Source organism: Ornithinimicrobium sp. INDO-MA30-4, from assembly GCF_021535045.1.
In the GTDB taxonomy this organism is placed as follows: domain Bacteria; phylum Actinomycetota; class Actinomycetes; order Actinomycetales; family Dermatophilaceae; genus Ornithinicoccus.
In genome coordinates, this window is record NZ_CP091056.1 from 2,377,270 (window position 1) to 2,398,727 (window position 21,458).

At 62.0% G+C, this 21,458-nt stretch carries 28 protein-coding genes, 5 pseudogenes and 1 riboswitch; of the genes and pseudogenes, 16 read left to right on the forward strand and 17 right to left on the reverse strand.

From position 1 onward, the window contains the following. Positions 1-37: 37 nt before the first annotated feature. Positions 38-781: a 2,3,4,5-tetrahydropyridine-2,6-dicarboxylate N-succinyltransferase gene (locus L0A91_RS14295; RefSeq protein WP_235245030.1), complete on the reverse strand. Its 744-nt coding sequence runs from the start codon at positions 779-781 to the stop codon at positions 38-40. Then, positions 778-1,800, reverse strand: coding sequence for a 4-hydroxy-tetrahydrodipicolinate synthase (dapA, locus tag L0A91_RS14300; RefSeq protein WP_235245031.1), 1,023 nt, complete (start codon positions 1,798-1,800; stop codon positions 778-780). Before dapA ends, L0A91_RS14295 begins: the two co-directional genes overlap by 4 nt. A gap of 27 nt (positions 1,801-1,827) precedes the next feature. Between dapA and L0A91_RS14305 the strand changes: the two genes are divergently transcribed. Next, entirely contained in the window at positions 1,828-1,980 is a 153-nt protein-coding gene (locus L0A91_RS14305; RefSeq protein ID WP_235245032.1) for a hypothetical protein, read from the forward strand. Between the two features lie 23 nt (positions 1,981-2,003). On the opposite strand, the pseudogene L0A91_RS20085 reads toward L0A91_RS14305, so the two are convergent. Beyond that, a pseudogene (locus L0A91_RS20085) lies at positions 2,004-2,120 on the reverse strand (hypothetical protein); the annotation flags it as partial. Positions 2,121-2,320: 200 nt separating this feature from the next. Beyond that, positions 2,321-2,569 (reverse strand): annotated as a pseudogene (locus L0A91_RS20090) (hypothetical protein); the annotation flags it as partial. Between the two features lie 294 nt (positions 2,570-2,863). Between L0A91_RS20090 and L0A91_RS14315 the strand changes: the two are divergent. Beyond that, the gene (locus tag L0A91_RS14315) at positions 2,864-3,610 is read left to right on the forward strand and encodes an esterase family protein (RefSeq protein ID WP_235245034.1); all 747 of its coding nucleotides are present in this window, start codon (positions 2,864-2,866) and stop codon (positions 3,608-3,610) included. 237 nt (positions 3,611-3,847) lie between these two features. Next, positions 3,848-4,936: a hypothetical protein gene (locus tag L0A91_RS14320; protein ID WP_311197854.1), complete on the forward strand. Its 1,089-nt coding sequence runs from the start codon at positions 3,848-3,850 to the stop codon at positions 4,934-4,936. 222 nt (positions 4,937-5,158) lie between these two features. Here the strand turns inward: L0A91_RS14320 and L0A91_RS20095 are convergent. Then, positions 5,159-5,803 (reverse strand): annotated as a pseudogene (locus L0A91_RS20095) (glycosyltransferase); the annotation flags it as partial. Positions 5,804-5,911: 108 nt separating this feature from the next. On the opposite strand from L0A91_RS20095, the gene L0A91_RS17725 reads away from it, so the two are divergent. Further along, on the forward strand, positions 5,912-6,046 hold the full coding sequence (locus L0A91_RS17725) for a hypothetical protein (RefSeq protein WP_260115238.1): 135 nt from the start codon (positions 5,912-5,914) through the stop codon (positions 6,044-6,046). 55 nt (positions 6,047-6,101) lie between these two features. On the opposite strand, the gene L0A91_RS14325 is transcribed toward L0A91_RS17725, so the two are convergent. Beyond that, complete coding sequence (locus L0A91_RS14325) at positions 6,102-6,485, reverse strand: hypothetical protein (protein ID WP_235245035.1); 384 nt, start codon at positions 6,483-6,485, stop codon at positions 6,102-6,104. A 46-nt stretch (positions 6,486-6,531) separates the two neighbouring features. Beyond that, entirely contained in the window at positions 6,532-6,732 is a 201-nt protein-coding gene (locus L0A91_RS14330) for a DUF4235 domain-containing protein (protein ID WP_235245036.1), read from the reverse strand. 141 nt (positions 6,733-6,873) lie between these two features. Continuing rightward, a riboswitch (TPP riboswitch) is annotated at positions 6,874-6,980 on the forward strand. A 44-nt stretch (positions 6,981-7,024) separates the two neighbouring features. Here L0A91_RS14330 and L0A91_RS14335 point away from each other — a divergent pair. From L0A91_RS14335 to L0A91_RS14350, 5 genes are all read left to right on the forward strand, one after another. After that, positions 7,025-7,996, forward strand: a complete 972-nt coding sequence (locus L0A91_RS14335; RefSeq protein ID WP_235245037.1) for a thiamine ABC transporter substrate binding subunit — start codon at positions 7,025-7,027, stop codon at positions 7,994-7,996. Further along, a complete protein-coding gene (locus L0A91_RS14340) occupies positions 7,965-8,132 on the forward strand; it encodes a hypothetical protein (RefSeq protein WP_235245038.1) in 168 nt (55 codons plus the stop codon). Before L0A91_RS14335 ends, L0A91_RS14340 begins: the two co-directional genes overlap by 32 nt. 12 nt (positions 8,133-8,144) lie before the next feature. Continuing rightward, the gene (locus L0A91_RS19250; RefSeq protein WP_311197855.1) at positions 8,145-8,720 is read left to right on the forward strand and encodes an ABC transporter permease subunit; all 576 of its coding nucleotides are present in this window, start codon (positions 8,145-8,147) and stop codon (positions 8,718-8,720) included. Positions 8,721-8,781: 61 nt separating this feature from the next. Then, a complete protein-coding gene (locus L0A91_RS19255) occupies positions 8,782-9,474 on the forward strand; it encodes a hypothetical protein (protein WP_311197856.1) in 693 nt (230 codons plus the stop codon). Between the two features lie 317 nt (positions 9,475-9,791). Then, a complete protein-coding gene (locus tag L0A91_RS14350) occupies positions 9,792-10,796 on the forward strand; it encodes an ABC transporter ATP-binding protein (protein ID WP_235245039.1) in 1,005 nt (334 codons plus the stop codon). Positions 10,797-10,812: 16 nt separating this feature from the next. Here L0A91_RS14350 and L0A91_RS14355 read toward each other — a convergent pair whose 3' ends face one another. Next, on the reverse strand, positions 10,813-11,175 hold the full coding sequence (locus L0A91_RS14355) for a hypothetical protein (RefSeq protein ID WP_235245040.1): 363 nt from the start codon (positions 11,173-11,175) through the stop codon (positions 10,813-10,815). A gap of 385 nt (positions 11,176-11,560) precedes the next feature. Then, a complete protein-coding gene (locus L0A91_RS19260; RefSeq protein ID WP_311197857.1) occupies positions 11,561-11,977 on the reverse strand; it encodes an acyl-CoA thioesterase domain-containing protein in 417 nt (138 codons plus the stop codon). Between the two features lie 145 nt (positions 11,978-12,122). On the opposite strand from L0A91_RS19260, the gene L0A91_RS14365 reads away from it, so the two are divergent. The 3 genes and pseudogenes from L0A91_RS14365 (at position 12,123) to L0A91_RS14375 (ending at position 13,498) form a co-directional block, all read left to right on the forward strand. Then, complete coding sequence (locus L0A91_RS14365; protein WP_235245041.1) at positions 12,123-12,338, forward strand: hypothetical protein; 216 nt, start codon at positions 12,123-12,125, stop codon at positions 12,336-12,338. Beyond that, a pseudogene (locus tag L0A91_RS14370) lies at positions 12,305-13,155 on the forward strand (DUF2891 family protein). The gene L0A91_RS14365 and the pseudogene L0A91_RS14370 overlap by 34 nt, the downstream one beginning before the upstream one ends. Then, complete coding sequence (locus L0A91_RS14375; RefSeq protein ID WP_235245043.1) at positions 13,133-13,498, forward strand: hypothetical protein; 366 nt, start codon at positions 13,133-13,135, stop codon at positions 13,496-13,498. The pseudogene L0A91_RS14370 and the gene L0A91_RS14375 overlap by 23 nt, the downstream one beginning before the upstream one ends. A gap of 117 nt (positions 13,499-13,615) precedes the next feature. Here the strand turns inward: L0A91_RS14375 and L0A91_RS14380 are convergent, their stop codons facing one another. The 5 genes and pseudogenes from L0A91_RS14380 to L0A91_RS14400 all read right to left on the reverse strand — a co-directional run bounded on the left by L0A91_RS14380 (position 13,616) and on the right by L0A91_RS14400 (position 17,549). Continuing rightward, positions 13,616-14,311, reverse strand: coding sequence for a cell wall-binding repeat-containing protein (locus L0A91_RS14380; protein WP_235245044.1), 696 nt, complete (start codon positions 14,309-14,311; stop codon positions 13,616-13,618). Continuing rightward, positions 14,257-15,414, reverse strand: coding sequence for a cell wall-binding repeat-containing protein (locus tag L0A91_RS14385; protein WP_235245045.1), 1,158 nt, complete (start codon positions 15,412-15,414; stop codon positions 14,257-14,259). The genes L0A91_RS14380 and L0A91_RS14385 overlap by 55 nt, the downstream gene beginning before the upstream one ends. 130 nt (positions 15,415-15,544) lie before the next feature. After that, entirely contained in the window at positions 15,545-16,417 is an 873-nt protein-coding gene (locus L0A91_RS14390) for a S8 family serine peptidase (RefSeq protein WP_235245046.1), read from the reverse strand. Between the two features lie 101 nt (positions 16,418-16,518). Further along, a pseudogene (locus L0A91_RS20100) lies at positions 16,519-16,848 on the reverse strand (S8 family serine peptidase); the annotation flags it as partial. 212 nt (positions 16,849-17,060) lie between these two features. Next, positions 17,061-17,549 (reverse strand): protease inhibitor I9 family protein, encoded by a 489-nt coding sequence (locus L0A91_RS14400; RefSeq protein ID WP_235245048.1) that lies wholly within the window; start codon positions 17,547-17,549, stop codon positions 17,061-17,063. Between the two features lie 213 nt (positions 17,550-17,762). On the opposite strand from L0A91_RS14400, the gene L0A91_RS14405 reads away from it, so the two are divergent. From L0A91_RS14405 to L0A91_RS14410, 3 genes are read left to right on the forward strand one after another with little or no spacing between them, the layout of a single operon-like run. Next, positions 17,763-17,975 carry a hypothetical protein gene (locus L0A91_RS14405; protein ID WP_235245049.1) on the forward strand — a complete coding sequence of 71 codons (213 nt, stop codon included), beginning with the start codon at positions 17,763-17,765 and terminating at the stop codon, positions 17,973-17,975. Next, positions 17,972-18,103, forward strand: a complete 132-nt coding sequence (locus L0A91_RS17730) for a hypothetical protein (protein ID WP_260115239.1) — start codon at positions 17,972-17,974, stop codon at positions 18,101-18,103. The genes L0A91_RS14405 and L0A91_RS17730 overlap by 4 nt, the downstream gene beginning before the upstream one ends. Next, a complete protein-coding gene (locus L0A91_RS14410) occupies positions 18,091-18,882 on the forward strand; it encodes a CPBP family intramembrane glutamic endopeptidase (protein ID WP_235245050.1) in 792 nt (263 codons plus the stop codon). Before L0A91_RS17730 ends, L0A91_RS14410 begins: the two co-directional genes overlap by 13 nt. Before the next feature lie 11 nt (positions 18,883-18,893). Here L0A91_RS14410 and L0A91_RS14415 read toward each other — a convergent pair whose 3' ends face one another. The 3 genes from L0A91_RS14415 to L0A91_RS14425 form a co-directional block, all read right to left on the reverse strand. Next, positions 18,894-19,211: a hypothetical protein gene (locus L0A91_RS14415; protein ID WP_235245051.1), complete on the reverse strand. Its 318-nt coding sequence runs from the start codon at positions 19,209-19,211 to the stop codon at positions 18,894-18,896. A gap of 164 nt (positions 19,212-19,375) precedes the next feature. After that, positions 19,376-19,576 carry an RNA-binding S4 domain-containing protein gene (locus L0A91_RS14420; protein WP_235246645.1) on the reverse strand — a complete coding sequence of 67 codons (201 nt, stop codon included), beginning with the start codon at positions 19,574-19,576 and terminating at the stop codon, positions 19,376-19,378. 172 nt (positions 19,577-19,748) lie between these two features. Further along, positions 19,749-20,546, reverse strand: a complete 798-nt coding sequence (locus L0A91_RS14425; protein ID WP_235245052.1) for a hypothetical protein — start codon at positions 20,544-20,546, stop codon at positions 19,749-19,751. 31 nt (positions 20,547-20,577) lie between these two features. On the opposite strand from L0A91_RS14425, the gene L0A91_RS14430 reads away from it, so the two are divergent. Continuing rightward, on the forward strand, positions 20,578-21,402 hold the full coding sequence (locus tag L0A91_RS14430) for a PfkB family carbohydrate kinase (protein WP_235245053.1): 825 nt from the start codon (positions 20,578-20,580) through the stop codon (positions 21,400-21,402). Positions 21,403-21,458: the final 56 nt, after the last annotated feature.

Consider the following 21,458-nt stretch of genomic DNA (forward strand, 5'->3'; position numbering starts at 1 on the left):
GTGGCTGCATCCGTGCGGTCGTCGCGGTACTTGACGATCATCGGCGCATAGAGCGACAACCCATGGTGCTGGGCAAAAGCGCCGGTGGCGGGTCGGCTGCCGGGCACAACAACCGCGCCAGCCGGCACTTCTCCGCGGACTTCCCGCTCATTGACGAGGTCAAAATGGTGCTGGAAGCCGTCAGCATGACGCCTGGCGCCAGGACGGCCCCGGTCCGCACGACGACGCCTTCATACAGGCCGCATTGGGCGCCGATGAACGCATCGTCTTCGACGATCACTGGGCGTGCACCGATGGGCTCCAACACGCCGCCAAGTTGAACCGCTGCGGAGAGATGCACCCCGTTGCCCACCTGGGCGCATGACCCAACGAGGACGTGACTGTCCACCATGGAGTTGGCGCCGACATACCCGCCGATGTTGACGTAACTCGGTGGCATCACGACGACGCTGGAGGCCACGTGCGCTCCCCGGCGCACAGAGGTGCCGCCAGGGACAATGCGCACGCCGTCAGCCACCGTGAAATCACGGGCCGGGATGAGGTCCTTATCGACGGCGCCACCAGGCCAGTCCATGTTGATGAGGTTGCTGAGGCGAAAAGCGGTCAGGATGCCGTGCTTCACCCACGGGTGGGCCATCCACTGACCATCGCGCTGGGTGGCCGCTCGTGCAGTTCCATCCTCAAGTGCGTTGAGGAGATCGGCGACATAGGCTGGCGCATCGCGATGTGCAGCAGCCTCGGCAACCGGCTGCCCAAAGAAGTCTTCAAGTGCCGCGGTCATACCCGAGCTGCGGCTTCGTGACGCACTGTTGGAGCAACCGCAGCCAGTGCCGACGAGCGCACCGAGACGGGCGCCATCCGGTGCAGGTTTAGTCCGGCCAGGGCTAGGTGTACCTGCCTCCATGTGTCCATTGAGGCCTTGATCAACGGCATCCGCACTGCACTGCTGGCCAAACCCAGCGAAGCGATAGCGGCCTTGACCGGGACCGGGTTGGTCTCGACGAACATGGCCTCCATCAAGGGCGCTAGGTCAGTGGCGAGCCGGCGTGCTGCGGGCATGTCATCGGCCATCGCCGCGTGCACCAAACCAGCGGTATGCGCTGGGGCGACATTGCCGCATACCGAGACCAACCCGCGCGCGCCAACCGCGATCGCTGGCAGGGCCAAGTTGTCTTCACCAGAGAGGACGTCGCAACCAGCTGGGGCTTCTTGAATGAGGGTAATCATCTGGCCCATATCTCCCGAGGATTCCTTGAGTGCGACGACGCTCGGAATAGCCCAGATGAGTTGCATGGTGGCTGGGGTGATGTTGGTGCCGGTGCGACTCGGCACGTTGTAGGCGATGATCGGCAGGTCGGGCACGCATTGAGCTACTGCCGCGAAGTGCGCCACGATCCCTGACTGCTGTGGCTTGTTGTAGAACGGCGCGACGACCAAGATTCCGTCAGCGCCGGCCGCGGCAGCCGCCTCGGCCAAGTCGCAGGTCCGCTCGGTGTCGTTGTGACCAACGCCCACCACGACCGGGGTATGCGTGGGGGCCGCGAGCGCAACGGCGCTGGTGATCAATTGAGCCCGCTCATCCTCACTGATGGTGGCCGCTTCGCCAGTTGAGCCCAAAACGATCACGTAGTCGGCTCCGCCTGAAATGACGTGATTGACGAGACGCTCCCAAGCGGGCAGGTCCAGTGGTGGCTGCGGTGCTCGGGTGGAGGCCGACTTAACGGCTGCACCTGCTGATGATGAGAAGTCGGCGAACGGGGTAGCGAGTGCTACGCCGAGACCGGTGAAGAGTGAGCTCATGGTCGATCCTCCTTAAGGATATTTTGAGTGAGTACTTCGTGGGTGGGGTCGTTATGGCTGTGGCGCGAAGAGGTGGGCCAACTCGTCGTCGGCCCAGTCGTCCACGGTGAAGACACCCTTCTTGCCATCCAGCCAGCGCGCGGCCGCAGGGCGCCATTGGCGAAAACGGAGCGATCGTGAGCTGAATGGCTGATCTGGATGGTTTCGAGATCCGTCTCGACGCGCACGTGGTGTTGTCCAACGACGGCTCCGACGCGCAGGCTTGTCGTCTGGATTTCGGTCTCGCTGCGATCTGCTGCATTCGCGAGGGTGGAGCGCAGTGAAACGGCGGTGCCGCTGGGGAGTCGACCTTGGCGCGATGGTGGGTTTCTGAGATCGCCAGGTCAGCGGACGGGCCGAGTTGCGTGGCGTAGCGTCCCAGCACGGACGACATCCGATGCATCAACGCGACCGAGAGTGAAAAGTTGGGGGCCACCAGCACGCCGATGGGCCCGCCGCTGCCCTGTTCGCGCAGGGCCGCCAGGACAGCGTGATCGCGGTCCCAACCTGTCACCCCAAGGACAAGGTTCGTCTGCGTTTGCTGGGCCCACTCAAGATGGCTCGGGACCGCCTCTGCCGTGCTGACATCAATCGCAACATCGACTGACTCACGGGGGATATCGCCACGGCCCACGGACCACAGCACGACAGCATCGCTAGCGGAGTCCGCTGCGGCTTCCACGAGGGAGCCCAGGCGGCCCCGTCCGAGGAGTCCGATGCGCAAGGTCATGAGTCACAAGTATGGAGTCGTCCGAGTGTGCAGGACGACCTTGAGAGGCGCGTGAACTGGGTGTTTGTGTGGGTTTAGGGGCGATAGTCGTGCCGCAACAGGAAATCGTCCCGTCGGGCGATAGCGAGAAGGCAAAGTCATCCGGTGCGCGCCCAAAAAGTTGAGATGGCACGGCGGTGCCAATCGTGACCAGGTTGCTCTGCTGAGCACCAAGATGGGCTTTTGATCCTGCGTTAGAGCGGTCTGTGGCACGCTTGGCGTCATCACGCACGTCCGCACAAGTGAGGTTGGGTCATGGAGCGCGAGCAAGTGGAGTTTTGGAGCAATGGGCTGGATCGTCCCGGAGCCCTGATTAGGTACGGCCACTTTGGTCGCCCAGTGTTGGCCTTTCCCTCGGAAGCGGGGCGAGCCTGGGACTACGAAAACAACGGCATGGTCGAGGCTCTGCGGCCACTGATCGAGGCGGGCCGTATCAAGCTGTATTGCGTGGATTCCTTTGACCACTTGTCCTGGTCGCAGAACGATCTGCCGACAGAGGCACGAGCTCAGCAGCATGGCTACTACGAGAACTTCATCTACGAACACGTGGTGCCGACGATCGCGGACGATTCTCCCGACCACCACGGCATCATCACCACCGGGTGCAGCCTGGGCGGGTATCACGCGGTGAACTTTGGGCTGAAGCGCCCTGATCTCTTCCCCATCGCCATTTCGTTGTCCGGCAACTTTGACCCCTCGACATGGAACGGTTGGGGTGAGTTGGGCGAGGCAACGTATTTCGCCAACCCCACTGCATACGTGGCGAATATGGATGGGGGCCATCTGGACTGGGTCCGTCAGCACGCAAATATCGTGCTCGTGGTTGGTCAGGGCCCCTTCGAAGTGCACCCGACGAAGTCGCTGCCGGGCGCCCAGACGATGGCTAGCGTGCTGGCTGACAAGGATATTCGTCATGAGCTCGATGTCTGGGGTCATGACTCCGCCCACGACTGGCCTTGGTGGCGCAAACAGGTCGCTCACCATCTGCACCGCTTCACCTGAGTAAGTTGTGAAAAAGTGACCATTTCCGTGCTCAAAACCGATAGGTTTTCTTCATGACGTCGACGCGCTCACCTCTGATCGGGCTCCTTCTGGGAGCAGAAGAAGATTGGCCCAAGGCTTTCGAGCAGATTCTCGGCATGGTGGGTCCGGTGACTTCCGGCGACACCACGTTTGAGTTCACCAGCGAGCGACTTCGGATCACACCCTTGACCTCACCGACCCGGTGCGGCCGAGCTCGTGATCGACCGCTTGGCGCACTGGTACTACCACCCGCGAGAGTGGCTGAAGAAAGCCGCGCTCACGGATGACACCTACCTGCTGAACAGCCCCTTCACTTTCCAGTCGATGGAAAAGCACAGCGCGTACTGCGCCATGCTGCGTCTCGGCCTTAAGGTCCCCCGCACCGTTCTGGTGCCCTACAAGAATCCGCTGGACAACACCCGCTGGGCTTACACCGCCGAGAAGTACAACGACTCCTTTGACCTCGAAGCGATCGCCGACGACTTGGGCTATCCGCTGTACATGAAGCCGTTCGACGGTGGTGGCTGGCGTGGTGTTTCGCGAGTCGACAACCGCGAAGACCTGCACAAGTCGTACGACGAGTCCGGCGAAATGTTGATGCACCTGCAGGCCACGGTCGACTTTGAGCACTTCGCCCGGGCGCTCTCTATTGGCCCCGAGACCATGGTGATGGACTTCCGTCCCGACGAGCCAATGCACAACAGGTATGCCGTGACGCACGACTTCCTGTCTGAGCAGGCCGGCTGGGAAGCCGAGACGGTCAGCAAGGTGGTCAACGCCTTCTTCGGCTGGGAGTTCAACTCGGCTGAGATGCTGGTCACCGGCGACGAAGTGCACCCGATTGACTACGCCAACGCCTGCCCTGACGTCAGTCTGACGTCGCTGCACTATTACTTCCCTTGGGCGATGACCGCGTTGGTGCGCTGGTCAACGTACTGCTTGGTGACAGGCCGCCGCGGCAAGGTCGACCTCGAAACGCGTCGCTACTTCGACATTGCTGACGATGAGTCGCTGTCCTACCAAGACAAGATGCTGGGCTACCGCGCGTTGGCCGACGATCACTTTGAGGCCGATCGCTACTGGGATTGGTGCAATGAGCACCTCTCGCACCTGCCTGAAGCTGTCCTGGACTGGGTGTCGTCTCCAGCGTTCGACGACATTATTGTCGACACAGTGAAGTCCACCTACCCCGAGCACGAGCACGAGAAGTTCTTGGGCCACTTCCGCGGACTCGTTGATCTGTGGAAGCAGGACCAGGAAAACTTGCTGCGCCCGCAGGTGGGGGAGTCCACCCCGGCCAAGTAGGCCAATCGCGTGATCAAGAGATCCGGACTCAAGCCTTTGCTTGGGCCCGGATCTTTGGGCTGCGGTGACGATTCGGTCCGCGTGCGCTCGCGGATCGCCGTGCTCCACATAGTCCTCACGGCATGCCCGAGAGACCGATCGCGAGTCGTCGCGGATCCGCGACGCCACTTCAGCGATGTGTCGAGTCAGGTCCCCGAGGTCATTCTCAGCAAAGAACGATCCACTGATTCCATCGCGCAACGCCTCCCACTCGGCGGCGTGCTGATCGGTGTTGGAGTGAGTCACGACTGGTCGGCCAAACATCAGGGACTGAATGACTGTTAGTCCTGCGTGACCAGGGATAACTGTGATGTGTAGGCGTCGGTAGTAGTCGGCGATGGCCGCCGAGTCGTAGAGCGCACCAAGGAAGGTCGCATCCACTTCAAGCTCTTCGGCGAGCCTTTGCAGGCTTGGACGCTCGGGGCCATCTCCGACAATGAGCACCTGGACGGGTTGACCACTGTGCTGCAGGGCTGCGGCCGCGCGGATAAGTTGGTCCACTCGCTTTCTGGCGGTGAGCCGCAGAGACACTCCCAGCACAAGCGGATCCGCAGGGCTGGACAGGCCAGGCATCCCGTCCGCGGCGATCTGCGCTGCCGCAGGGCTGTCAATCATGCTGTTGCCCACGACATACACCGCGTTGCCGGGGTAGCCAGCCTCGATCGCGAGTTCCTTGGAGCGATGGCCATAAGTCAGAAAGCCCTGGGCCAAGCGAAATCCGGCCACTTTGAGCCGTTCCTTCACAGCGCCATGCGTGCTGGTCCACCCCAGGCCCCAATAGCCCAACGTGCGACCACTCAACCTGAGCCGGATAGAGGAGGCCCACATGGTGAGGCAATGGATGGATGGATCCCAGATGACCACGTCGTAGCCATCTGCCAAGGTCTCTTTAAGGAGCGTGGGCTGCCACCGCAGTGAGCGCCAGGCTTTGGTGTCGTGCCACTGCAAGGCTGCCAATTCATCGGGGTCAATGGGCTCGACCTTTTGCGCTGCATGGCGCAAGACCGTGCGGCCAGCAGCGATCGTGACGTCAGCGTCTGGGTGATCAACCAGGGCAGAAAAGACGCCTAGTCGGTAGTGCATCGTGTATGAGTAGGCGATCAAGATGCGCAGGGGCGCCGCTGACTCATTCATGACTCGCGCAGGTTGCCTGGGCAGAAGGTCGCTGCGGATGATCAGGATCGACGTCGGGGTCTTCATCGCGGGGACGTGGTGGGTCCAACTTGCCGCGTGGGTCATCCGGGTCATCCAGATACGGCGCGTCCATGATCCCCAAGCCCTCCGGCTCTCGCTTAGGGTCACGGCCTGCTTCTTCGTGCAGCCGATCCATTCGGTAGGTGCTGCGCTCTCCGGCGGCCCAAAAGACGCTGAGTCCGCGCACCATGTGACCGCCGTAGTCATTGAGGGACCACTGATAGATCGGCTTGCGCTTGGAATAGGGCTGGATCCAGCGGCCGAGCATGATCAGCAAGATCACGCCCAGCGAAATCATGGACAGGAGAACTACCACGTTCTTACCATCCCATGAATTGCTGGCAGTGCTGCTGGGAGGGTGTTTACTTGCCGCTCTTCTTGGCGACGTCCTTGGGCAGGGCGCCCGTTGAGCGCTTGTAGAGAGCAGCCGCCTGACGGTTAGCCAGCATCCGGGTAAGGCCGACGACGGCGCCTGAGAAGACGGCGAAAGCGATAGCTTCGCCCCACTGGATATCTGGGTCTTCGGGGTTCTTGGGGTTTCCTTGCCGGACACGAACTTCCACGTGCCATCGGTGACCTTACGCGCGACTGTGCTTGCACCGATCGCGGCACCAGTGGCGACAACTTTCCAAACCAGATTTCCCATTACCCTAGAGTGCCATACCGCGAGTGTGAAGACGGCAGTGGAGGTGTAGTGTCGAGAGTGCACACGACAGGGGAGCGCAAGCAGCGCTGAGAGTGCGGCACCTAGCCGCAGACCCTCGAACCTGATCCGGTTAGTACCGGTGGAGGAAGTCGAGACTCGCAAGACGTCATACCCGGCGTCGATCCCCTCCTAAATTATGGAGGCTTTGCATGCACACCACCACATCCAGGCATGTCCGGCGCCGGTCCACCGGCACGCTCGCCCTAGCACTGGCGGCGGGCCTAGGCCTTTCGGCTTGCTCGCTCGGCTCGTCCGATGACTCGAGCAGCGACTCGAGTGGCACGGCAGACTCGGCCACGAGCGAAGTCGTAGTCGTCAGCCACGATTCGTTCACCGTCCCCGAAGAACTGCTGGCCCAGTTCACCGAGGAGACGGGATATGAAGCGACGATCTTGGGTTCAGGCGACGGTGGCGAGATGACCAACCAGATCATCTTGACCAAGGGCAGTCCGCTGGGCGATGCCGTGTTTGGCATCGACAACACTTTCGCCTCCCGCGCGGTGGACGAAGGGGTCTTAGCGGCCTACGCGTCTCCGGGCCTGCCGGACAGCGCTGCCGATGATCAGCTCAGCGGCGAAGGCGCAGACCTGCTCACTCCGATCGACTTCGGTGACGTCTGCGTCAACATCGACGATGTCTGGTTCGAGGAGGAGGGCATTGAACCGCCATCTTCCCTGGAAGATCTCACCGACCCCATGTACGAAGGGCTTTTCGTGACGCCTGGCGCCAACACGTCCAGCCCGGGCTTGGCCTTCATGTTGGCCACGGTGGGCCACTTCGGTGAAGACGGCTGGCTCGACTATTGGAACGACCTGATGGCCAACGACGCACGGGTGACCAGCGGTTGGTCCGATGCCTATTCGGTGGACTTCACTGCCGGCGGAGGCGACGGTGACCGTCCCATCGTGGTGTCCTATGCGTCTTCACCGCCGTTCACGATCCCCGAAGGCGAATCGGAGCCGACGACCAGTGCACTGCTCGACACGTGCTTCCGACAGGTCGAATATGCCGGGGTGCTGGAGGAGCCAACAACCCGGAGGGGCACAGGCCTTCATCGACTTCTTGCTGAGCGAGCCGATGCAGGCAGCGTTGCCGGAAACGATGTACGTCTACCCCGTTGATGACGCTGTTGAGTTACCGCAAGCCTGGGCTGAGTTTGCTGATGTCGCACCGGAGCCCATCACGGTCGATGCGGCGCAGATCGACGCAAACCGGGAGACCTGGGTGCGCGAATGGGCTGACATTGCCACCCAGTAGGGCACCGCGCTGGTGTTGAGCCGCTGGAAATCGGCACCATCAGGGTGGCTTCTGGCTGCCTTGATGGTGCTGCCGCTTGCCTTCCTCGCGGTGTTCTTTGTGCTGCCCTTGACCGGCATGTTGGCGCGGGGCTTTTATCCCGATGGCGCGTGGGACTTCTCCGGGGTAGCCGAGGTGCTTGGCCGCGATCGCACCATTCGAGTCATCGGCTTCACCCTCGGTATGGCGCTGGCTGGCACGACCATCACGACTTGCCTGGGTGTTCCGTTGGCCTATGTGCTCTATCGCCTACGCTTCCCGGGCCGGGGGCTGCTGCGAGCCATTGTGGTGATGCCGTTCGTGCTGCCTACGGTCGTCGTGGGTGTGATGTTCCGAGCGTTGTTGTCGACATCGGGGCCGCTGGGCTTCATGGGCCTGGATGGCACGCCATGGGCGATCCTGCTGGCGTATGTCTTCTTCAATCTGGCCGTGGTAGTGCGCACTGTGGGTGGCACCTGGGAAGGCCTGGACACTCGGGCAGAAGACTCAGCGGCCACTTTGGGAGCGACCCCGTGGCAAGTTTGCGCACCGTCACCTTGCCGGCATTGACGCCGGCGATTGTCTCGGCGGCCTCACTTGTCTTCCTCTTTGCTCCACAGCGTTCGGCGTCGTGCTCACCCTCGGCGGCTTGAAGTACGGCACCATCGAGACCGAGATCTACCTGCTAACCACTCAGTTCTTAGATCTGCAGGCCGCCGCGGTCCTCTCGACCCTGCAACTCATCGGTGTCGTGCTCATGTTGGTGTTGGCGCAGCGCGCCAGGTCATCGCGTGAGCAATCCTTGCGGCGCTCGGGTGCCCAAACCCTGCGGCGACCAGGCCTTGTTGACTTGCCGGCGCTGGTGATCGCTGCCGGGGCGATGGTCCTGATTTTGTTGCCGGTGGGCACGCTGATCTGGCGCAGTTTTCACGACGGGGAAGGGTTTACTCTGCGGGCCTACCGTTTGTTGGCCGAGCCGGAGGCAGTCCCTGCGCTACGAGTGAGCGTCCTGGATGCCATGGAAAACTCCCTGCGAACGGCCTTCGACGCAACCTTGATCGCGATGCTGCTTGGCGTGATTGTCTCGATCGTGGTCTCGCGCCGACCTCGCCGTCGGTCAGCCCGCAGGTTCATCGCCGGGTTAGATGCCGCCATCATGCTGCCGCTGGGTGTCTCTGCGGTGACGATCGGATTGGCTTTTGATCACCCTGGACCGTCCGCCCCTGGACCTGCGCTCGTCGGCGATTTTGGTGCCCATTGCCCAAGCGATGGTAGCGATGCCGCTGGTGGTCCGCACTCTGACGCCAGTGTTGCGTGGAGTTGATCCGCGGCTGCGCCAGCTGCGGCCGCCTTGGGGGCAGGCCCCATCCGGGCTTCCTGGACCGTTGACTGGCCGGTCATTGCCAAGCCTCTTTGGCCGCCACCGGATTCGCGTTTGCAGTTTCGCTAGGTGAGTTTGGGGCGACGAGCTTTTGGCTCGACCGGATCGGCCAACCGTGCCGGTCGTCATCTTTGACCTGATTGGCAGGCCCGGAGTGGACAATCTGCAGATGGCGCTCGCGGCCTCGGTCCTGTTGAGCGTAGTGACGGTCGCCGTGATGTCGTTGGTTGAGCGCCTGCGGGTGAGGGAGTGGGCCAGCTATGACGCAGCCGCGCGAACAGGAGATGCCGATGCTGAACGTCGCCGACGCCCACGTGGCCTTCGATGGCGAATTGGCTGTTCAGGGCGCTGGTTTTCAGTTGAGTGAGGGGCAGGTGTTGGCCATCCTGGGGCCGTCAGGTTGTGGCAAATCAACCTTGCTCCGTGCGATTGCTGGGCTAGAGCCACTGGAACAGGGCAGGGTCTCGCTCAACGGTCGTGATCTAGCGGGTGTGCCCGCCCACCAACGTGGTTTTGCCTTGATGTTTCAGGACGGGCAACTGTTTGCTCAGCGATCCGTGGGCGACAACGTTGGCTATGCCCTGAAGTTGCAAGGGCTGCCACGGGCTGAGCGTGTGGCCAGGGTGACGGAACTGCTGGAGGTCGTCGGGCTCCCGGGATATGAAGAGCGCCGACCGGCGACCCTCAGCGGCGGCGAACAGCAGCGAGTGGCACTAGCCCGGTCATTGGCGGCCAAGCCCACGCTGTTGTTGCTCGATGAGCCGCTCTCGGCCTTGGACCGATCGTTGCGTGATCGCTTGGCCACCGATCTGCGCGAGATCTTGGTGCGCACCAAGACAACGGCGATTATGGTCACCCACGATCACGACGAGGCCTTCACCATGGCTGATCGGATGGGGGTCATGTTGGCTGGTCAGTTGGTGCAGGTGGGCGACACCCGTCAGGTATGGCGAGAGCCGGTCTCCAAAGACGTTGCCTCGTTCTTGGGTTATACGTCCTTCTTCCGTGACGCAGCGGCGGGGCGGGTCGCTGCGATCGCGGATGTGGCCTGGCACGGTCAGACTGTGGGATTGCGGCCCTCAGCCCTGGCCGCTGACCAGGGCGGATCGTTAAAAGGCTTAGTGCGCCGGGCCAGCCCAGGTGCCCAGCAGACCCGTCTCGTGGTGCATGTGGAGGGGATGGGCGAGGTAGACGCCATCGCTGCTCCGGCAGTGGAGTTCACGACGGGCCAGGAGATAAGTCTGCGACTCAATCTGCCAGCGTAGCGCTGATTGGCGTTGGCTAGATGTCTGGGTTGACCGGTTCGATTTTGCTGGGCGGCGTGGGGGAGTCGCAGTAGGCAAAATTCCCGCCATTAGCTGAGTGGTAGTTGGCTTGCTCGCCATCAACAGACAAGATCAGCAGTTCGCCGGGCATCAGGGCTTGGGTGTAGACCTCGCCAGGCTTGGGGCAGCCGGCTGAGCCATCAGACCAGGTCACCGAACGGTGATAAGCGATCTGGATCTCCTCCTGCGACACGTCCCACCGACTGCCTAGATCGGCGACAGCAGCCTGCACCCGTTCGTCGTTCATCTCGGCTGCCTCAGTTTCTGGAGTGTTGGGGCTGGCCGTGGACGCGACCGGCTGACCATCAGGGGTGCGCAATCGGCGCCATCGGCGCAGTCCTGCGAGATGGAGCAGGCCGTGAGCAACGCCAAGACCAGCGCGCCGGTGCTGAAACTCGTGAATGCCTTCATGGGTTTACGACGTTACGCCTCATGGTGAGGTTCCGCGGGCTAGGCCTTCGTGGGTTGGGGCCTAATGGTCAACGCTTGGCTGGCCTGACCCACCGGGCCGTGGACGTCATGCAGAGGTGGTGGTGAGCCCTAGCCCGGTAGCGCCCCAGGATGCCTGCGCACAGAGACCAACCCAGGGCAGTTCCGGGGCTCGGAATAAGTGGATGCTGAGGTCGGTGTTCGGAAACATCCAGGCTTCGGGCCCTGCCGTGGGCCGATCCCGTTGGCAGTATCGACCAGGCCCACGTACCGGGCTAGCGCTGTGCTCTCCTCGCCATCGACCAGTCCATAAGGGTCTGCAACCAGGCTGCCCCGGCACCGGGGCGAGAGCCAGGCACGGCCCGGAACTCCACCGATTCGATGTACCCGCCGCCCCAACGACCCATGCCACCCCAGGGCGGGCACTCGTCTGGCGCTGGCAGCGCGGGCGCCTCGCTAGCCGCTACTTCCTCGGTGTCTTGGACCGAAAGCCGCCAAGCAGTCGCGCGCACGACGACTCGATCACCAACCGACATTGAGGCTTCGATGAGCTCAATCGTCCGGCCCGGCCGCAACGTTTGGGTGGTGATGCTGCTGATTTGGGCGGGGATCATGCCCAGGATGTCGAAGGTGACTCGGCCCAGTTGCATTTCGGGCCTTGGCGCGTGGCGTTCTAGGGCGTGCGTGAGCAACACCTACCGGTGCCATGTGCTGCTCCAGCGCAGACCAGGCACCTTGGGTGTGGATCGTCGGCTGATAGCGGTCCTCGCCTAAGGCAATGTAATAAAAGTCGCTGGACGGCAGTGTCGAGTTCACCGCCCCAGTGTAGAAAGGAATATGGCTCTGCACTCCGCGACGGTCCGTGAATATGCCCAAGCTTGGGCAGCGATTGCCATTGAGGTGATCGAGCGGCCCTACCCCTACTCCTCCGGCCACCTGGCCAGGGGCCCAGAAGACGTCGACATCACCCCGCAGCGCCTGCACCCTGCCTTTGGGGATCCTTGGATTGGCACTCCAGCGTGCACATGCAGTGGAGCCTGCTGCATCTGCTGAGCAACTATCCCGATGACCTCCGGGCCGATACTCGCCGCCGCGGGCTCGCGCTGCTCGTCAATCGACTGAGCGCCGAGAACTTGGCGGTCGAAGTGCGCTATTTGAAGGATCATCCAGGTTTCGAGCGTCCGTATGGCTGGGCGTGGGCGGCGCAATTGGGTGCCGCGCTTCAGGAAGTCGGCTCGCGGAACTCAAGGCTGCCGCGGCTGCGGTTCAGCCACTGTTGGACCAGATCGCTCAGGCGACTCATGCGTGGCTGCCGCGCCAGGCATACCCGGTCCGGCATGGAAAACACCAGAACGATGCGTTTGCCTTGACGTTGCTGCTCGACGCATTCGCCCGCCTTGAGCGCCACGACGTGTGCGCCGCCATTGAAACCCGAGCCCGCGAGTGGTTCGGCTCGGATGTGGACTATCAAACGAGATATGAGCCCAGCGGCAGTGACTTCCTCTCACCGGCGCTGTGCGAGGCAATGCTGATGAGTCGAGTGCTGCCCGAAGCCGAGTTTGAGCCGTGGCTGGCGGCTTTTCTGCCTGGCTGGGGCACGGGCGGGCACCCGCAACTCCTCGCGGTGCCTGAAGTGCTTGATGGCAACGACGGGCAATTTGTGCACCTACGCGGGTTAGCACTCTCTCGGGCCTGGCAGTTGCGTGCCCTCTCCGACTGCCTGGGTGATGACGCCCGTCAGCGGATAGGCGCAGCCGCCGACGCCCAGGGGAGAAGTGCGCTGAGCGACATCGTTGAAGGAGACTTCATGGCGACCCATTGGCTGGTTTCGTTTGCGCTGCTCGCGCATGGAGCGGGGCAGGAGCAGTGACTTCCACGCGCTGTTCAGCATGCGGCTCCAGGCTGCCACCGAGAGGCGAGCGGTGCATCGACTGTCGACTTCCGCTGACGGGGCCCTCACGGTTGCCTTGGTTTCCGGCCCAGCCGTCACGATGCCCGTCGTAGTCCTCTGCGTCGTGGGTGCCATCTCGGTGTTGTACGCGGCACTCCCGCAGCGCCGGTTGGTGGTCGTCTGCGCCTTCGTCACCTTGCTGGTCGGTGTCTCCCAAGTCGCTCCCTACGCGGTCTATTTGCCTCGCTGGCTGACCATTGCTCTGGTTGGTGGCGCGCTGCTTGCCCTGGGTATCCGTTATGAGCGCAACCCGCGGGGCTAAGCGGGCTGTCGGTTGGGTTGGCTCGCTGCGGTAGCGCTGGTCAGCTGCAGAAGGTGATGAAGGCCCGGTTCCTGTCTCCAGGAACCGGGCCTTCAAAGGTGTCGCTATGCGGTGAGGTTACTCAGCCCAGGCGGGGAGCGCCACGTTCAACGCGTCCTCAACTTCCTGGCTGACCACTGCCGTGCCACCCAAGATGGTGACGCCAGCGGGGGACAGCCGGTCCAACTCACCCATGACCGAGTCGGGCACCGACGCGGTGTTGGTGAGCAGCATCGGCACACCCTCGTAGCCAGCCAGACCAGCGCCAGCTAGGGCGTCCGGCCAAGCGTTGCCCGAGGCCAGGAACGTCTTCGGCTGTTCGGCGTCGTATGCCTGCGTAATGGCTACCGCAGTGAGGTACCGGTTGTCGCCGGACAAGCGATCCGTGGCGCCTACAGCGTCGTAGACAGCTGGCTCGACCGACGATTTGCCACCGAGAACAACGACGTTCTCTGCGCCGAGGTAGTCCAGCGCCGCTTGCGTTGAGTCCTCGACGCGATCGCCGCGAGTCAACAGCACAGGAGCGCCTTCGGATCCGGCCAATGCGCCACCGCTGAGCGAGTCAGCGAACGCGCCATTCTCACCGCTGGCGATGTAAACCGTGTCCACACCTGATGGGTAGAGCTCCATCGCAACGTTGGCGGATGTCTCGTAGCGGTTGGTCCCGCCAATCCGAACAACGTTGGCGTCTGCTTCCAGCGAATCCTGGATGGCCTGGCTCACCGAGCCAGTGCCGCCCAAAATGATGACACTCGCCGGGGCGATGGCTTCCATGGCGGCAACCGTTGCGGGGGCAACTCGTCAGACTCCGTGAGGAGAATCGGAGCGGCCACGCCTGCGGCTTCCATGGTGCCGGTGCCCTGCGACTGCGAGGCAGGCGATGCGCCCGAGAGAGCATCAGCGAAGGCCAACCCGCTTGCGAGATAGACCGTGTCGACATCGCTCGGGTAACTCTGTGCGATCTCCGCGGCGGTCTCAAAGCGGTTGTCACCCGAGATGCGCTCAACTTCGAGCGCGTCCGCGGGGTCGACCACAACTGCCGTTGTGGCCAGGTTGGTGCCATCCAATGAGTAGCTGATGGCTCCGAGATACCTGGTGCCAGCGTCCAGACCTGACCACGAAAGCGTCGAATCGTTGGGGACGCCAGCGGCCGTTTCGAACGTGCTCGGGTCAACAGTCATATTGTCCGCAGACTCCGTCAGCACCCACTGGTTGAGCTCAACCGTTGCGTTTGGCTCTTCAGAGAAGAGATCCACCGTGACGAAGTACTCATCGGCGGCTGGATTCAGCAGTCGGACTTGCTCCGTAGAGTCGCCATTGCCACTGGAAGCGACCAGGGAACCACTCGAGTCGTAGACCGACAGGTCAATATCAGCGGCGCTGACCCCCTCGTTAAACGTGGACACCTGAGCCACCGAGGTTCCCTCGGGAATACTCATGACGCCGGTGTAGTCGTTGACCGTGGAGGGGTCGCGTGTGACCTCAACCGGAACCACCGTGGCAGGCTCGAGACCATCAACCGTTAGGTCTGCTTGCACCGCATCGGCGGTGGTGAACTGGAAATCAGTGCTGCCTTCCGTGGTGGTCTCGTAGATTTCCTCCGGGACGCTGATAGCTGACGGCAGCACAGCGATCGGGCTTTCGACATTGATGGAGTCGTTGCCCCAGGTGAGTTGCGCGAATGACCACTCGCCTGCGGGTGCGCCATTAGCCGAGATCGTGACCTCGAAGTCAGCAGTCTCGCCAACCGGGATGCGCAAGGTCTCGGGCGAGACGCTGATAGCCAACCCTTCTGGTGCGACGACCGATGCGTCGACATCCTGCGTTGCATCACTCACGTTGGTCACCGTGCGAGTGACGGTCTGCTCGCCAGCCAAGGCACCGATCGAAATGCTGGGGTAGTTGACGTCACTGGGGTCCGAGTCTTCGAAGCCAGAGCAGTCCTGCCCAATAAGCTGGAATTGCCCGATCGCGCAGGCGTACTCAAACCACTCCGCGGCACCGGACTCATAGACCAGGCCAGGGTTGTAAGAGGGCCGGAACTACCTCGCCTGCACCAAAGTCCAGCGGTGAAGCGTCTTCACCGTTGCGCTGGATCGGGTCACCAGCCGTGTTGACGTCGCGTGCCGTCGTCATCATGGCCGATTTCACGGCTGATGGGCTCCAGTCTGGATACTGCTGCATCATCAGCGCAGCCAGGCCGGCGATGTGCGGTGCCGACATGGATGTGCCTGAAATGCTGTTGAACGCTGGATCACCGCTCGTGCGGTCATTGTGATATGCCGCCACGATGCTGGCTCCAGGAGCCGTGATGTCTGGCTTAAGCAGGTCGCCGCCACCAGCAGTAGCCGGACCGTAGGAGGAGAAGCCAGCCATTTCGGGAGCTACGACGGGTGTGTCGTCCTGCGCCGAAATCTTGACCTGTGCTGCATCGGCGGACTCGACGTAGGTGACGAGTGCTTCGCGCACCGTTGAGTCGACGTGAATTGTCGGCACTGAGTGGAAATCGGCGTCCAGGGACTGACCTGGGCTCACATTGCCCAAGACCATGCCGACGCCACCGGCCTCGGCGACCGTTGCGCTCTTGTCGACGCGGGCAATGACGCCGCGGTCACACAACACGACCTTGCCGTCAACGAGGGCCGGGTCCAAGCTCGGCTGGTTTCCGTCAGTCGCCGGGTCAACATCGAGCAGACACAAGGCTGCATCTTCTGCCGAAACGCCTTCAGCGGCAGCGTCGACACTGAGGATGACGTCGGAGAAGTCAACGCCGTCCCCGACACCAACCCCCTCGTAGGTGTCGCCCTCTTGGTTGTCGGAAGCCTCATCAAACGTGGTGACAGTCTTGACGGCGCCACGGTCGTGCGTGCTAGCCGCCACTGTCGTGGTCCACGGGAGTTGTGGGCCACGCTGCTGGGGCCAACATCGGCACCTGAGTTGCCAGCAGATGTGGCGACAAAGACACCAGCATTGGCTGCGTTAAAGAAGGCGATCTCGTCTGGAGTCACCACAAAGTCGCGGGATCCCGAGACGGAGTAGTTGATGACGTCGACGCCATCCTCGACAGCAGCGTCGATGGCGGCCACTAAGTCTTCAGAAGTTCCGGTGCCCTGGTCGTCTTCGGTGTTCCAGAGCGCCTTGTAGGCAATGATCTGTGCCCGTGGTGCCATGCCCGAGCCGTCGCCCAAGGCGACCCCGTTGACTGACATGGGGACACCATTGTTGCCGGCCGACGTGCCCGCTGTGTGTGAGCCGTGCCCATTCGTGTCGGTGGGGGAAAACTTCGGAGTCGATGATGTTGCCACTAGCACGGAAGTACTGAGCGCCAATCACCTTGGTGTTGCACTCAAACTGGGGCTCCTCCTCGAATTCACACGGAATGCCTGCAGGCATCGTGGCGTCTTCAAGAGGAGCAAAGCTGGGGTTATCCATCGCGATGCCGGTGTCGATAACGCCGACAATCATGCCTTCGCCAGCGTTAGAGGTTCCGCCAATTGCGATTCCCACACGCCCGATTCACCGGTCAGCCCCAGGTAATCGGGCGTTCCCACGGTGTCCGCGTAGCGGTTTCGTTGGGGAAGATGTTGACGACAGAGTCGGATTTGCGCAAGGCCGCGACCTGCTCGGCGGTCAAGTCTGCCGAGAAGCCATTAATGGCGACGTCGTAGGTGTAGGACACCGCTTCGTCGTTGATGTCGGCTTCACTCAAGACTGATTGACGCTCATCGGTCAGGAAGTCGGCATAGCGATCCGCGGCTGACGTCTCAACGTCGACCTTTTGGCCAACGCCCGGCTTTGTGGCGGGAATACTTTGAATCCCTCCGGTGTAGGCCGAGATGGGATCGGATTTCAGCTGGACGATGTAGCGCCCAGCCTCATTCTGTTCCTCTAATTGAACGTCGGAATCTTGGGCTGTCGCGCTGGTGCTTAGCGCTAGAGGTGCGACCACCATGGTCGCTGCGGCAGTGACGGCAATAGCCCGTCTGCGCGCTCCTCGAGGTGTTGGGGACACGATGCAATCCTTCAGTGGGGGATAACCTTCGCGGCGGGAAAGTGCTCCCGCCTTATTGCAGTCTCGCTCTATTGCGCGCCCCTGTAAACGGTACTTGGCCAAATCATGACCTTTCGATCATGAAGCCCTTACCTTCGTGTGCTGGTAGCGCGGTGACAGCAACTCTCAAGTCGGCTGGGAATCGGCTGCGGCCCGGGTCGTTACGCTGGTGCGGTGACTCTCATACCTGGTTTGCTCTTGTCGGCGATGGCCTTGGCCTACCTCGTGAGTGAATGGCGGATCCGCCGCGAGACTAGGTGGAAGGAAGGCCCGTTAAACGCGCTCACGTTGCGGATCGCTGCCATGCCGTTCCTGGTGTACGTGGTCGGCGCGGTGATCTTGTCGACGGGTGGCTGGTCAATCCTCAACTTAACGAGCTTTTGGTGATCGTTGCTCTGCCGTTGGCGTTGGCCGGAGCCGTGCGTTGGTTTCGTCCTGAAGAACGAGCCAGCGTCGCTCAGTTAGTCGCACTGTCCCTGAGTTTGCTCGGGTTGACCGCGGTATGGCTGGGGTAAGCCCTGCCGCGCATCAGTTGACTCGGCGGGACCTGGTCCTTGAAACCGCGCTGGTGTTGGGAGTGAGCCTGGGGGCTTCGGCACTGTGGTCGGTGTTGTCGCTGATCCGCAAAGTGAGCGCCGATGGTTCACTGAGCGAGCAGACCACCAGCATGAACTCATCTGTTGTTGAGCAACCGTGGCTGGATCTGGCCTATCAAGTCACAGGTATCGTCCTGGCACTTGTCCCGGTCCTACTGGCCCTACATCTCTTGGGGCGCGAAGACGGAGGTATGCGCAGCGCGGCGCGATCGATGGGGCTCACCGCCAGCAATCGCTCACAACTGGCCCGGGCGGGCCGGCAGGGGTCGGTCCTCACCGCCGTGGTCGGCTTGCCAGGCTTAGCCCTCTACTTCGGCGCCCGTGCCCTCCGGCTGAACACCACCATTGCGGCAGCCAACCTCGATGCTGTGTGGTGGGCCATTCCCGTGCTGGTCCTTGCCGCAGTGCAAAACGCCGTCCTCGAAGAAGTCATCATGATCGGCTACCTGTTTAAGCGCTGGGGGCAGGCTGGCTGGTCTAACGTCGCCATCATTTTGACTTCAGCCCTGATTCGCGGCACTTACCACTTCTACCAGGGGTTTGGTGGGTTTGTCGGCAACTTCGTGCTGGGGCTGCTATTCGGCTGGTTGTACCTGCGGACCAAACGTGTGCTCCCGCTGGTGATCGCGCATACCCTGCTCGATGTCGTGGCCTTTGTCGGGTATGCCGTGCTCGCCAGAAGGGTCGGCTGGCTCTGAGTGCAGTGGTGTTAATCGACGCAGGTTGCCGAAAAGCTGAGGTCGGCGATAAACATCCTGTTAGCGTTGCTGCCGCTACCCCGGGACACATCGGTGTTCAGGAAATACACCATTCCGACACTGGAGGCAGGGACGATCCCTTGGATGTCGATGTTGCCCTTCGACCCATTCCTATTGTTGGGGGCTGATCCGCCAGATGCTAGGACCGACCAGGGGTTTAAGGCGGTGCCGTCGCCCTCGAGGTAGGTGGGGTCGATGACGGTGGTTGCGTAGTTTGAGGTGTCCATGAGGTGCAGGCTCTCGGTATTTTTGCCGTCGATGTCAGTCACAGTGAAGTCGAGGTCGGGTGCGTAGACCGTTTTCGATGCCTGCAATGCCGCGAGCCACCGGGATATCAACGCTGGTGGTGTTGAGACCACCGACGTTTGGCCAAAAGGTCGCAAAGCGACGGGGCGGGGAAACTAGGGAGAACTTAATGGAGATAGCGCTCCGATTACAAGTTTTTCATCTCCGCTGTAACCGGTGTCATACGTTGTCCTGCAAAGGAAGCCACCATGCCGGGGCGAATCTGAGCACCGCGCCGCGTCTCCACCTGCCCGTTTACCAAAACTTCGCCATTTTCGATGACGAGTCGGGCAGTGGCGCCGTCTTCAACGACGTTGGCTAACTTCAAGAGTTGCCCGAGACGGATCATCCCGTCACGGATGGGCACTTCAATAGTTTGACTCACCGTTCCAGCCTAGAGCCTGAGGTGGCCGAGCCCGGCGACAGAGTGCGCGGCGCCAGGCGGCCGGACCGCTTCGGGGCCAGTGCCAGCACCAAATGGTGAGCTAGCACTGGCCCCGAGGGCGATCCATGGCGGCGAACTATGCGCAGGGAACCGTGAACCGAAAGTTCGAGAAGTAGTTGTCCGTGGGCGACCTGTCGTTGTCCCCGGTGTCTTGTCCCTGGTTGTCCCACTTAACGATGTCTACTGAGCTGACCGGGACGTTGGCCGAGACGTAGACATTCCCCAAGTTGCTGTTCTCGTCGCTGATGTTGTCGAGAGTTTTTGAGTTCGGGGTCCGCGGGGCGGCTGATGTGCCGTCGCCGATGATTCGAACTGGGTCTTCGGCAACAGCGGTGAAGTTGCTGCGGTTCAGCAAATAGAGGAGCTCGCGACCATGAATTGCTGGTTCGGTGATTACGGGTTTCCCGTTCACCTCCATGCCGTCAATGTCACTGATGGTGAACGTCAAATCTTCGACAAAGATGGGTGCGCCATCGGCAAAGAACGAGAGGTTCAATTGAGCCCCTTTGCCATCTTGCCGGCCGATCCTGATGAGGCCGAAACGCATGCCCGGGTTCCCCGTGGCACCCACGGTGGGGTTGATGTTTCCAGCGCGGCTAGCAAATCGTTCCGCGCCACTCTGCGTGGTGCCTGAGGCGACCATCGTAATGACCCGCCCATCGGGCAGAGTGGGCCAGGTGTAGGTTCCGCCAGCGGTCTGGTACGCGTTTGAGCCCGTTGTTGGAACTGTCTTCTTCGCCCAGCGATTTCCCCAAACGTCAGTGTTGAGGGTGTCCTGCTCACAGTCGCTGGATTGTGCAAGCGCAGGGGCGGCTCCAGCGAAAGCGACCACGGGGGCCGACCAAGCGGTGCCTAAGGCGGTGCCCTGGCGCACGGTTAGGTCCGGAGCCTGACATGATCGGGTCATGCCGAATCTCCCCGTTGCGCTGTCTATCGCTGGCTCGGAAGCCACCGGTGGAGCGGGCGCGCAAGTAGACCTCAAGACGTTCCAAGCCCACGGCGTCTTCGGTGCCGTGGCTTTGACCTGCATCGTGTCCTTTGACCCCAAAGCCAACTGGGGGCACCGCTTTGTCCCGGTTGACGCACAGGTGATCACAGACCAATTGGAAGCCATCACAGCGGCATACCGGACCGATCAACTCAACGTCGTGAAGCTGGGCATGCTCGGCACGCCGGGCACGATCGCGACCGTCGCAACTGCTTTGCAATCGCGAGCATTTGGGCACGTGGTGCTTGACCCTGTGCTGATCTGCAAGGGCCAAGAGCCTGGAGCGGCACTCGACACCGATACCGCGCTGAAAGAACAGATTCTCCCGCTGGCGACGTTCATTACGCCGAATCATTTTGAGACGCTGTCGCTATCCGGCTTCAGCCGCATTGACTCCGTCGCCGACCTGACCGAGGCAGCCCGCACGATCCACAAGATCAGTGGGGCCGCAGTGTTGGCCAAGGGCGGAGTTCACCTCTCCGGGCCGGACGCCGTCGATGTGTATGTCGATGCGGATACGACCGAGATTCTCAGCGCACCAAAGGTCGGAGACGTCCAGGTTGCTGGTGCTGGATGCACGCTGGCTGCCGCAGTCGCGGCGCAACTGGCGCTGGGCGCCACTCCGCTAGAAGCGGCCAAGGCAGCCAAGACATTCGTGACTGCTGGTATTCGCGGCCGCTTAACCTCCGCGGCACCCTTCGATGTGGTGTCGCAAAGCGCTGGAGCAGAGACCCTTAACTGACGCGCGCCGCTCTTACCGGCAACGCAAAGCGGCCCACCCGAATGTCTCGGGTGGGC